The sequence below is a fragment of the Streptomyces sp. NPDC127197 genome, assembly GCF_042672405.1.
Lineage (GTDB): Bacteria > Actinomycetota > Actinomycetes > Streptomycetales > Streptomycetaceae > Streptomyces > Streptomyces flavusporus.
Genome location: NZ_JBHXVG010000015.1, coordinates 154,349 through 164,345 on the forward strand (window position 1 = coordinate 154,349; position 9,997 = coordinate 164,345).

General features: G+C 69.8%; 13 protein-coding genes and 2 pseudogenes. 10 read left to right on the forward strand and 5 right to left on the reverse strand.

All coding sequences use genetic code 11. The features are described from left to right. Window positions 1-122 precede the first annotated feature (122 nt). The gene (locus ACFVJQ_RS23905) at window positions 123-425 is read right to left on the reverse strand and encodes a hypothetical protein (RefSeq protein ID WP_385512800.1); all 303 of its coding nucleotides are present in this window, start codon (window positions 423-425) and stop codon (window positions 123-125) included. Between the two features lie 160 nt (window positions 426-585). Between ACFVJQ_RS23905 and ACFVJQ_RS23910 the strand changes: the two genes are divergently transcribed. Then, entirely contained in the window at window positions 586-1,005 is a 420-nt protein-coding gene (locus tag ACFVJQ_RS23910) for an Hsp20/alpha crystallin family protein (protein ID WP_385512835.1), read from the forward strand. A gap of 115 nt (window positions 1,006-1,120) precedes the next feature. After that, entirely contained in the window at window positions 1,121-1,609 is a 489-nt protein-coding gene (locus ACFVJQ_RS23915; protein ID WP_385786609.1) for a DUF2267 domain-containing protein, read from the forward strand. A gap of 105 nt (window positions 1,610-1,714) precedes the next feature. Here ACFVJQ_RS23915 and ACFVJQ_RS23920 read toward each other — a convergent pair whose 3' ends face one another. Further along, window positions 1,715-2,494, reverse strand: coding sequence for an SDR family NAD(P)-dependent oxidoreductase (locus ACFVJQ_RS23920; protein WP_385786612.1), 780 nt, complete (start codon window positions 2,492-2,494; stop codon window positions 1,715-1,717). A gap of 154 nt (window positions 2,495-2,648) precedes the next feature. Then, window positions 2,649-3,230: a class I SAM-dependent methyltransferase gene (locus tag ACFVJQ_RS23925; protein WP_385786615.1), complete on the reverse strand. Its 582-nt coding sequence runs from the start codon at window positions 3,228-3,230 to the stop codon at window positions 2,649-2,651. A 132-nt stretch (window positions 3,231-3,362) separates the two neighbouring features. On the opposite strand from ACFVJQ_RS23925, the gene ACFVJQ_RS23930 reads away from it, so the two are divergent. The 4 genes from ACFVJQ_RS23930 to ACFVJQ_RS23945 all read left to right on the forward strand — a co-directional run bounded on the left by ACFVJQ_RS23930 (window position 3,363) and on the right by ACFVJQ_RS23945 (window position 6,092). Then, window positions 3,363-4,334 carry a zinc-binding dehydrogenase gene (locus ACFVJQ_RS23930; protein WP_385512804.1) on the forward strand — a complete coding sequence of 324 codons (972 nt, stop codon included), beginning with the start codon at window positions 3,363-3,365 and terminating at the stop codon, window positions 4,332-4,334. 56 nt (window positions 4,335-4,390) lie between these two features. Further along, window positions 4,391-5,092: a CPBP family intramembrane glutamic endopeptidase gene (locus ACFVJQ_RS23935; RefSeq protein ID WP_385512805.1), complete on the forward strand. Its 702-nt coding sequence runs from the start codon at window positions 4,391-4,393 to the stop codon at window positions 5,090-5,092. A gap of 317 nt (window positions 5,093-5,409) precedes the next feature. Continuing rightward, the gene (locus ACFVJQ_RS23940) at window positions 5,410-5,697 is read left to right on the forward strand and encodes a hypothetical protein (protein WP_385512806.1); all 288 of its coding nucleotides are present in this window, start codon (window positions 5,410-5,412) and stop codon (window positions 5,695-5,697) included. Next, the gene (locus ACFVJQ_RS23945; protein WP_385512807.1) at window positions 5,694-6,092 is read left to right on the forward strand and encodes a hypothetical protein; all 399 of its coding nucleotides are present in this window, start codon (window positions 5,694-5,696) and stop codon (window positions 6,090-6,092) included. Before ACFVJQ_RS23940 ends, ACFVJQ_RS23945 begins: the two co-directional genes overlap by 4 nt. Here ACFVJQ_RS23945 and ACFVJQ_RS23950 read toward each other — a convergent pair. Next, a complete protein-coding gene (locus ACFVJQ_RS23950; RefSeq protein WP_385786725.1) occupies window positions 6,049-6,612 on the reverse strand; it encodes an Imm49 family immunity protein in 564 nt (187 codons plus the stop codon). The genes ACFVJQ_RS23945 and ACFVJQ_RS23950 overlap by 44 nt on opposite strands. Window positions 6,613-6,639: 27 nt before the next feature. Here ACFVJQ_RS23950 and ACFVJQ_RS23955 point away from each other — a divergent pair. The 3 genes and pseudogenes from ACFVJQ_RS23955 to ACFVJQ_RS23965 form a co-directional block, all read left to right on the forward strand. Further along, window positions 6,640-7,158, forward strand: a pseudogene (locus tag ACFVJQ_RS23955) (DUF6177 family protein); the annotation flags it as partial. After that, a pseudogene (locus ACFVJQ_RS23960) lies at window positions 7,062-7,340 on the forward strand (hypothetical protein); the annotation flags it as partial. The pseudogenes ACFVJQ_RS23955 and ACFVJQ_RS23960, both read left to right, overlap by 97 nt. Window positions 7,341-7,583: 243 nt before the next feature. Beyond that, window positions 7,584-7,931: a hypothetical protein gene (locus ACFVJQ_RS23965; RefSeq protein ID WP_385786620.1), complete on the forward strand. Its 348-nt coding sequence runs from the start codon at window positions 7,584-7,586 to the stop codon at window positions 7,929-7,931. Window positions 7,932-8,095: 164 nt separating this feature from the next. Here ACFVJQ_RS23965 and ACFVJQ_RS23970 read toward each other — a convergent pair whose 3' ends face one another. Beyond that, complete coding sequence (locus tag ACFVJQ_RS23970) at window positions 8,096-8,461, reverse strand: DUF6461 domain-containing protein (RefSeq protein ID WP_385512809.1); 366 nt, start codon at window positions 8,459-8,461, stop codon at window positions 8,096-8,098. A 124-nt stretch (window positions 8,462-8,585) separates the two neighbouring features. Between ACFVJQ_RS23970 and ACFVJQ_RS23975 the strand changes: the two genes are divergently transcribed. Continuing rightward, a complete protein-coding gene (locus tag ACFVJQ_RS23975) occupies window positions 8,586-9,767 on the forward strand; it encodes an epoxide hydrolase family protein (protein WP_385786623.1) in 1,182 nt (393 codons plus the stop codon). The last annotated feature ends 230 nt before the right edge of the window (window positions 9,768-9,997 follow it).

Sequence of the window (9,997 nt, forward strand, 5' to 3'; positions counted from 1 at the left end):
TGTCACGTCGTCGTACCTCAACGTCGTCGGTGGCGTGCTTGCGCGGGGACGGTGAGGAGACGTGCGGGGACGGGGGCCGATAACAAAAACTGGGCGCGGCCGGATGGTGCTGCCGCGTGAGCTCACGCCCGCCGGTCGGCGACGGCCCAGGACGCAAGGGCAACAGCCCCCGCCACCCCGAACACGGCGGGCCAGGCGCCCACCTTCTTGGCCAGCGGATGGGACGCGCCGAACGCGGCGACGTATCCGGCGGTCAGCGCCCCCGCGGCCTTCCCGCCGGCCCGCTCCCGCCACTGCTGCGCGGCCGCGGCCCCCGCGACGGCCAGTACGGCCCCGCCGAGCTGCCTCTTCTTCGTCCAGCGGGCGACGCCGTACCCGCCGACGAGCCCACTCGCGGCGACGAGTGCGCTGGGAACCCTGGCCATCCGTGCCTCCTGCGTACGAGGGTCTGCTGCATCGAGGCTAACGCTCACCTGCACCGCAGCACTGAACCTGAGTCGGACCTTGTCAAGTTTTCTCCCCGGAGTTATATAAGAAGCCGTAGGGCATCGCACACCAGCCCCTTCAGGAAAGGAGTGACCCGTGATGCTCATGCGCACCGACCCGTTCCGTGAGTTCGACCGACTCGCGCAGCAGGTGTTCGGCCCGACCCGCCCGGCGGCGATGCCGATGGAGGCCTACCGGGCCGGGGACGACTTCATCGTCCACTTCGACCTGCCCGGCATCGACCCCGAGACGGTCGAGCTGGACGTCGAACGCAACGTCCTGAACGTCCGCGCCGAGCGCCGTTCCCCCGCCCCCGAGGGCGCGGAACTCATCGTCGACGAGCGGCCCACGGGTAGCTTCACCCGTCAGCTCTTCCTCGGTGACACGCTCGACACGGACCGTATCGACGCCTCGTACGAAGCCGGCGTCCTGACCCTGCGCATCCCCGTGGCGGAGCAGGCGAAGCCGCGCCGCATCCAGATCACCGGCGGTGACAGCCGCAAGCAGATCAGCAGCTGACCGCAGCAGCCGACGCAGAGCGTCCCGCGGACCCGTACGCCGTACGCCCTACGGGTCCGCGGGACGCGTCCCCTGTGCCCATCGGACCCATCGGACCCGGAGGAGGAGCCGCACGATGACCACGACGGTGCCGACCCCGACGACGCCCGCACCCGTCACCACCCCCCACCCCGCACCGGCACCGCGGCGCCACCCGGCGAGCGACGGCTGGACGGCCCTGGTCGAGGCGGTACGGGACGCGGGCCAGTACACGACGAGCGCGGAAGCCGAACGCATCATCCGCATCGTCCTCTCCGCCCTGGGCGGCCACGTCACGGGCGACGAACGACTGGCTCTGGCCCGAGCCCTCCCGGAGGAGGCGGCTGATGTCATCGCTTCCCAGCTCGCGGCGACCCGCCCCCTGACGGCAGCGGAGTTCGTCGACTTGGTGGCAGCCCGCATCGAGGGCGCCACCCCGGCCACGGCCCGCTGGGACGTGAGCTCGGTCCTGAGCGTCCTGCCACCCCTGATCGGCGACCCCCTGACCAACCGCGTCCTGAAGCAACTCCCTCCGGGTTACGCCCTGTTGTTCGGCCGGGCGGACCTGGGCGCGAAGGACGACTGACGGCACAAGCACGGGGCCACCGCCGAACTGATCGGCGGTGGCCCCACCGACATGCCTGACCCCCGCAAATGGCTCCCTTTATCTGCCGCGCCCCGACGGCACCCGTCAGTCGACCACCTGACCGCAGGTCACATTGGGTACTGCTCCGGTCATGGCGCCGGCGTAGTCCGATGCCATGAGCGCCGCGACATTGCCGACGTCGGCGAGCGAGGGCAACCGCTTCAGCAGCGTCATGTCCGTGAGATCGGCGATGAACTCGTCACGCGTCATCCCGATGGTGCCGGCGTGCTTGTCCAACACGTCCTCGATCGACTCCACCGATCCGGCCGAGCGCAGGCAGATGACGCGCACACCCTTGGGTCCGAGCTCCGCCGCCAGAGTGCGGGAGAAGCCCTCCAGCGCGGCGCAGGTGACGCCGAAGCCGCCGACGAGGGGGAAGGGAATCCGGGACGGCGACGCCGTGATCATCATGATCACACCCGATCCCGCCTCGATCATGTGCGGCGCGACCGCCTTCGCGGTCAGGAACTGCGTTCTGGTCGCGATGGTGATCGGGCGGGCGAAGTCGTCGTAGGACATCTCGATGAGCGGTATCCCCTGAACTTCGTCCAGCCCGATGGCGTTGAACGAAACGTCGACTCTCCCGGCTGCCTTGACGATGCGGGCGACGCACTCGTTGACGGACTGCTCGTCGAGCGCATCGACCTGAGCGGTCTCTGCCGTTCCTCCCGAGCCGACGATCTCCCCGGCCACGGCCTGAAGCTTGGCCTCGGTACGACCGGCGAGGAAGACCTTGGCTCCCTCTCGGGCAAAGGCGCGAGCGACCGCGCCGCCGATCGCCCCACCGGCTCCGTAGATCACGGCGTTCTTGTCTGCGAGCAACATGGGCATCAGGGGTGGTCGTACGGATGGAGCAACAGTTCTCTCGATCAATCGTCCGCGCGGGCTGACGAGATCGCATCTCGGCCCCTCGTCGCCGCTGATCGAGGAATGCCCGGCGCTCCGTCGAGACCGTCACCGAGACCCCTGATGACGACTCTCAAGCCCGGTACACCAGCAGATACCGCCAGAACAGCAGGCGGCGCAGAGTCGAGCCGGGCAGTGGACGGGCGGACTCGGCGCGGGCTTCGCCGTACGACAGTGGAGGCGGCCAGACCATCGGGATCTGCACGGACGGGGCGCGGTCGCGCCTGCTCAATACACGGTCCGCCCTGAGCAGGCACAATGTCGGCAGGGCCCACGCGAAGTCGGTCGCCGTTCTGACCGGATAGGGCCCCAGCACCGCCAGAACACCGCCCGGGGCGAGGGCTTGCCGCAACGTCAGCACGGTCTCGAACGGCATGTGGTGGAGACTGGCGATGCACGAGATGAAGTCGTACCGACCGTCGGGCAGTTGCCCCTCGCGCACATCGGCCTGACGGTACCGAGGTCCACCCCCAGCCGCGCGCGCCGCCTCAATGACCTCCGCATTCGCGTCGATCCCGTCGACCTCCAGGCCCCGCCCCGCGAGCAGCCGCGCGAACCGCCCCGTCCCGCACCCGACGTCCAGCGCGGTCCGCGCCCCGTCCGGTACCTGCTTCAGCAGCAGCTGGTGGTAGTGATCGTTGAAATTGAGGCCCATCCCGAGGGTCTGCCCCCGGGGCCGCCATCCCGAAGGCGATCTCCCGCCGAGGAACGAATTGACCTCGACTTTGCTTGAGGTTCTAGGTTGAGGCTGCCTCTGCGATGTCCACAGAACAGGGATGTGTTCGTGATGCGTGCGATTCAGGTGCGGGAGTTCGGCGGCCCCGAGGTGCTGGTGCCCGAGGAGGTTCCCGATCCGGTGGCCGGTCCGGGACAGGTCGTGGTGGGGCTGGCCGCCGCCGACGTCATCTACCTCGACACGCTGCTGCGCGCCGGCTGGGGAGGGGAGTACTTCCCGGTCAAGCCTCCCTACGTACCCGGTGGCGGCGGCGCGGGGCGGGTGCTGTCCGTGGGGGAGGGGGTGGACCCCGGTTGGATCGGGCGCCATGTCGTCGCCCGGGCGTCCACCGGCGGCTATGCCGAGCAGCTCGCCGCCGCCGTGGAGGAGATCGTGGAGGTTCCCGACGGAGTGAGCTCCCTCGATGCGGCGGCCGTACTCCACGACGGGGTCACCGCCATGATTCTCACCGACAAGGCGAAGATCGCACCGGGCGAGTGGGTCCTGGTGGCCGCGGCCACCGGCGGGGCGGGCTCGCTGCTGGTGCAACTGGCGCGCACCGCCGGAGCCCGGGTCGTCGCGGCGGCCCGGGGCGAGCGCAAGCTCGCGCTGGCCCGGGAACTGGGCGCGGAGATCGCGATCGACTACTCGCAGCAGGGATGGCAGCACCAGGTCCGCGAGGCGGCCGGCGGCTCCGGTGTCGACCTGGCCTTCGACGGCGCGGGAGGAGAACTCGGCAAGGCGGCTTTCGAAGCGGTGGCAAGTGGCGGCCGATTCATCACCTACGGCACGTCCAGCGGCGCGTTCGCCGACATCGATCCCAAGGCAGCCGAACGACGGCAGGTGCAGGTGACCAACGCACTGGAGTCCGGCCCGCCCGACCAGACCACCGTGCGGGACGCGCTCACACAGGCGCTCACGCTGACCGCGCAGGACCGCATCCACCCCGTCATCGGCGCGACCTATCCGCTGGAACGGGCGAGCGACGCCCACACGTCCCTCGCCCAACGCACCACCCTCGGCAAATCCCTCCTCCTGACCTGAGCGAACCAACGGCGTCCGGGGCATCCCGCCACCAGCTGCGGGATCCTGGAACCAGGATGCGGATCGTCTGTGTCGTTGCCGTCCTGGCCGCCGCGAACCTGATCAACAACTGGCTCGCGGGCGGCCCCCTTGCGTACGTCCTCACGTGCGTGGCCGCGACGGCCGTCCTGCTGCTGATCGCCCGCTGGGACGGTCTCACCCGGGCCGACCTGGGGATCGACGCGGCGGGGATCCGCCGGGGACTGCGGTGGGCGCCCGTCCTGATCGGCGCCGTCCTCGTCGTCCTACTGCTCCTCCTCGCCGTTCCGGCCGGCCGAGAGGCGTTCCGGGACGCCAGGGGCGCCGACCTGTCCGGCGGGCAGCTGCTGTCGCGCGTGCTGGTGCGCGTGCCGATCGGCACCGTGCTGCTGGAGGAGACCGCCTTCCGTGGTGTGCTCTGGGCCATGATCCGGCGCCGCCGCGGCACGGCATGGGCCACCGCCGTCTCGTCCATGCTCTTCGGCCTGTGGCACGTGCTGCCCTCCCGCGGCCTCAACCGCTCCAACTCCGCCGTGGGAACGGCCTTCGGAAGCGGCTCGGCGGGCGTGGCACCGACCGTGGCAGCGGCCGTCGTCGCCATGGTCGCCGCCGGCGCGGTCCTGTGCGAGCTGCGCCGCCGCTCCGGCAGCCTGCTGGCACCCGCGGCCCTGCACTGGTCGATCAACGGCTTCGGCTACGCGCTGGCCTGGGCGGCACCGCGGTGGTGGCCTCCCGCCTGAGCCACGGGCACGCATCCACTCCTGATCGCACGCGCCGGTGCGCATGTGTTGCCGGGACGGGGGCCCCGTCCCGATGAGACGCAGGCAGACTCTCGGATGATCGTGACGAGCATGTCCCCGGCGCTGCCGCCCCCGCCGGACGCGCGTGGTGAGCCGCGACCGCCGGCGGCGCCGCGGGTGGCCGGGCTCTGGCAAGGCTGGCTGGCTCAGATCGGCTTTCGTCGAGCGGGTCAAGGGGGAGGCCAGCGTGACCACCTGAGGGTGAAGCTCGCGGGAAACCGGGGCGCAGCAGGTTATAGCGCGGCTATGGTGGGGTTATGGCAGAGACCACAACCATCCAGGTGTCCCGGCAGGTCCGCGACCATCTTGCCCAGGTCGCCAAGGAGCGGGGGATGACCCTCGGGCAGCTCGTCGAGCAGCTGGCTTCGGAGCAGCCCACGGTGGAGCAGATCGCCGAGCGGGTGGCAGCCGACCGGCAGGTGGTCCGTGACGTGATCGGCGTGGACATCAGCGACGAGGAGTTCGACCGGGCGCCCGACGTGCTTGGCAACATCTACAAGATCGCTGCCGAGAAGATCCGCATGGCGCGGGGCGCCGCCGCGTGATCATTCTGGACACCGGCGCCACCCGTGCCCTCGCGGGCGGGCACAAAACGTTGAATCTGCTCGCGGGGAACATGGCGCGTACCCCGGGCGACCTCCTCCGGATTCCCGCCCTCTGCCTCATGCGGGCGGAGTCGGAGGACGCTGAGGCTGCGCGGCGGGTGCTTGCGTTCTCCTCAGTCGTCGTCGACGACTTGAACACGGTCGCATCGGTCACCGTCGGCACCATGATCCGGGACGGCTACGGCGGCCCCGATACCTGCCACGCCCTCTACTGCGCACTGCCGCGCCCCGAGTTCACAGGAATGTCGATCCTGCTCACGGACCGGGAACAGGACTATCCGCCCGGCGTGGTCACCGTCGACATCGACTCCCCCGGCATGCTCGGCTTCCACTGACCCGTACCCCCATCCGATCCGGAAGCACCGAAGACTGGAAGAAACCCAGTGCCGCGGCACTAGAACGGTTCGGCCGCCTGGAGAATGCGCGGTGGCAGGTCAGGGCCAGGATGTCGAGGTTGATCGCGGCGTCGGAGTCGGTGGCCCGGGCGGCGACCTGGTGATGGTCGCGGTGGGCTTCGAGGGCGTCGAGCAGCGCGAGGTTGAAGCTTTCCTCGTCTCCCTCGACGAGTTGGGAGAACAGGACTGCCGGAGGCGGGAGGAAGGTCCGGTTCTTCGCCCTTTCGCACTCCTGCAGCGCCCGGTCTGTCGCGGGCCCGGCGTCCTCGTCGCGGGAGGCGGGGTACGTGACCGTGCTGCCGTCGATCGTCACCTCGACGTCGGTGCCGGGTTCGGGCAGCGTCGTACGGAAGAGCGTGGCGCCCAACTCAGCGGCGAGGCACAGGTTTCCCAACTGGGCGTCGGTGGCGTCGGCGGAGTGTGAGGCGCGGGTCTGGAAGAGGATCTCCTGGTTGTTCATGGCGTCCGCCAGCTTCCAGGTGGCGAGTTGCTCGCCGGGCACTGGTGTGAAGGCCTCCCGGGGGTACTGCTCGAAAAATGCCTCGCTCTCCGGACTCAGAGGCTGCGGAGGCACCGGGCGCTCGAACGCGACTGTTCCGGCGGCCAGCTCGGCGACTGCTCCCGAGCCCCGCGGCCCACCTGGCTGATCGCCGTCGGCCACCCCGACCGCCCCGCCCTCGCCACCGTCCGCGTCACCCGTACCCCGGCAGGCGTCGAGGAGGACATCACCCTCGCCGTCGGCTACGGCCAGGACGAAGTCCCACCCCTGGACACGATCGAGCCCCTCGCCACAGAGCACGGCCTCGCAACCCTGCTCACTTCACTCCGCACGGCCCGCCGCGACCTCACCGTTCCCCCCACCTCGAACCCCCGCCCATCCCCGTCACATTCACCCTCGCCCACGACGAGCTCGAGAACACCGCCCGCACCCGAGCCCAACACCCACCCCTCGGCCCCGCCCCCAGGCACCTCGGCCACCCGACCGAGCCCGCCCTGCATTACCCCCTGGGGGACCGACCCCCAGACCTGGACCACGTTCCAGCAGCTGATCCGGCACCTGAAACAGGGATGACTGTTGCTGGCGCAGCGTTGAGGTGGTCGGCCAAGCTCTCCACGAGGCTGGCGAGCACCGCTTCGTTCAGACCTGCACGCTGCCCGGCGGTCGCGCGCCAGGTCCCGGCCGGGTGACCATGTCCCACTTATCGAGACCGCAACCATCCGTCAAGTCCCGGAATGCAGCGGCATGACGCGCCTCGCGTACCGGGGCTTACTAGAGGCATGGGTTCATACAGAGCCGGTGACCCGCCCCCATCGCCTGGAACAGCTCTGGCGGTGCGATTTGCGGGACATGTGTCCCGCTGCCGGAAGACCCGCGAAGTAACAGGGCCGTCCGACACCCTCTTCCCCCTTTCTCACTGGAGGTAAATTCCCATGACCCGCACCTCTCGCACCCAGCGTCTTGTGATACTTGCCGCCTCGACCGGCCTGGCCGCAGGAGGCGCGCTGCTGCCTACCAGTGCATTCGCCGCCCCGGCGACGCCGCACACCGGCACCACAACCATGATCGCAGCCGGTCACGATGGTCACAGCGAACCCGAGGGCGACACCCTCATAGGGCGGGGCGGCGGCACCTCCGTCTTCCCCGATCACAGCGAACCCGAGGGCGACACCCTCATAGGGCGGGGCGGCGGCACCTCCGTCTTCCCCGATCATGGCGAATCCAAGGGCGACCCCCGCACCCTCATGTTGTGGAGCGACACCTCCATCTTCCCTCGATGAAGTAGTGAAATTTCTACCGCTCATGCAGCACCAACGCGCACCGTCTCACCCTGCTCTTCTCGGACCTGCAGGTCAGCAAGATCCCGACCGGATACGTCCCCTTCATCACGGACTGGCGTCGGATCCGGTCGGATCCTGCCGCGCGGTGTCCGAGGAGGACGGGATCAGGACGCCGAGCCCTCGTCCCAGGCCCCTGCGTATTGCGGGCCGGGGGCTCTCGCCGCCGAGGCAGGGCCCATGTACTCGGTGAGAGAGCCCATGAAGCCGTTGATCTCCACGGCGAGAGTCCACGGACCGTCACGGCCGGGCACCGACGTCGCGCCGACGAACTGCCACGGCCCCCGAAACTCCAGGGGATCGTCCCAGTACGTTGAGACCAGGGCGCGGAGCCCTTGCTGCTCGGTATAGGGAGTGGCATCCAACCGGGCCAGGAACTCGGCCGGCGGCACGTCCCTGATGTAGGTCATGCAGTACGCGTCGCACAGCTCGTTGTCGCGAAACCACGCGTAGTCGGAAGCGGAAGGACGCATGGCGCGGATGCTGCCATGCGCCGCTGACAACGGGATCCCTGGCGCCGCAGTCTTCCGCGTGGAGTCGGGTCTGCCGACGCACCCAGGACACCATGTGTCCTAAACGCCTCGTAGCGTACAAACCATGACAGAAAACGGCGCAAACCAGGCCATCCGCCCTTTCCGTATCGATATCCCTCAGGCGCAGCTCGACGATCTCCACACCCGTCTGGACCTGACCCGCTGGCCGGACGAGCTGCCGGGCGCGGGCTGGGAGTACGGCGCCTCACTGCCCTACCTCCGCGACCTGGCCGACTACTGGCGCAACGCCTACGACTGGCGCAAGCACGAGGCCACGCTCAACGAGATCCCGCAGTTCGTGACGGAGATCGACGGCGCCCAGGTGCACTTCCTGCACGTCCGCTCACCCGAGCCGGACGCGGTGCCGCTGATCCTGACGCACGGCTGGCCGGGCTCGATCGTGGAGTTCCTCGGCCTGGTCGGCCCGCTGAGCGATCCGCGCGCCCACGGCGGCGACCCGGCCGACGCCTTCCACCTGGTCATCCCGTCCGTCCCCGGCTTCGGCTTCTCCGGGCCCACCCGCGAGAAGGGCTGGAATGTGAACCGGGTGGCCCGGGCGTGGGCCGAGCTGATGAGCCGCCTCGGTTACGAGCGGTACGCCGCCCAGGGTGGTGACATGGGCGCGTTGATCACGCCAGAGCTCGGCCGGGTCGCACCCGAGTCCGTCATCGGCATCCATGTGAACGCCGCCACCCTCGGCTTCCAGCCACTTGGCCCCGTGTCCGAGGACGCGGTGGCCCAGCTCACGGACCAGGAGCGGCAACGCCTCGCGGCCATCGGCGCGTTCACCACCGAGGGCTCCGGCTACATGGCGATCCAGTCGACCCGCCCGCAGACCCTCGCGTACGGCCTGACCGATTCCCCCGTCGGCCAGCTCGCCTGGATCATGGAGAAGTTCAGGGAGTGGTCGAACCCCTCGGCCGAGCTGCCCGAGGACGCGGTCGACCGGGACACCCTGCTCACCAATGTGATGCTGTACTGGCTGACCGCGACGGGCGGATCGGCGGCGCGGATGTACTACGAGGGGCGGAAGCACGCCCAGAGTGGGTGGTTCCCCCTCACGCGTTCCGAGGTGCCCACCGCGGTGGCGAACTTCGCCGGGGACATGGCGATCCGGCACTGGGCCGAGGAAGCCAACACCATTGTCCGCTGGACCGACTTCGACCGCGGCGGACACTTCGCGGCCCTGGAGGCCCCCGACCTGCTGACCCGCGACATCAGGGAGTTCTTCCGCTCCCTGCGGTGAGTTCACAGGGATGAGCCGACCGTGGTGACAGCGTCCGGCCAGAGGCGAAGCGGGTGCTCCGCCCCTGATGAACCCCCTCCGCCCCGATCTCGCCGCCGAACTCCGCGCGCATACAGCCCCGTTCAGGTGAGGGGGGGGGCGGCCCGCCGGGGGGGGGGGCCCGGCGGTGGGGGGGGGGGGGGGGGGAGTGGGGGGGGGTGGGGGGGGCGGGGGCCCGGGGGGTGTTGAGA